Source organism: Bradyrhizobium lablabi (assembly GCF_001440475.1).
Taxonomy (GTDB): Bacteria; Pseudomonadota; Alphaproteobacteria; order Rhizobiales; family Xanthobacteraceae; genus Bradyrhizobium; species Bradyrhizobium lablabi.
In genome coordinates this window covers 66,553-66,853 of the sequence record NZ_LLYB01000090.1, presented here as the reverse complement: position 1 = coordinate 66,853, position 301 = coordinate 66,553, and the positions used below count along the sequence as shown (strand labels likewise).

The following is a 301-nucleotide window of genomic DNA, read 5'->3' as shown; positions in this document are numbered from 1 at the left end:
CAAGACTTCGCCCTTCGCCAGATAGTCGAACGCGGTCGAGGCCGCGCAGAATGACAGGTCAACCGAGCCGGCCGAGGAGCCGGCGGCTTTGGTCACCGTGCCGGGCGTAACCAGGGCGATCAGCGCGGCTTCGTCGAGCGCAAGGCCCGTGGTGGTGCCGGACTTCACCACGCTCGTGATATTGGCGATGTGCCCGACATCGGTCAGATCGACATCGGTGAAGGTGACAGGGATTGTCGCGGTCAGCGCCGAATTATCGGCCTGCTCGGTCAAATCCTGCTGCACGATATCAGCAATGACA

General features: G+C 62.5%; 1 protein-coding gene. It reads right to left on the bottom strand.

The window, feature by feature from the left end; all coding sequences use genetic code 11:
• On the bottom strand, window positions 1-301 hold a 301-nt coding region (locus CQ14_RS44805; protein WP_057860718.1), incomplete at both ends, for a hypothetical protein.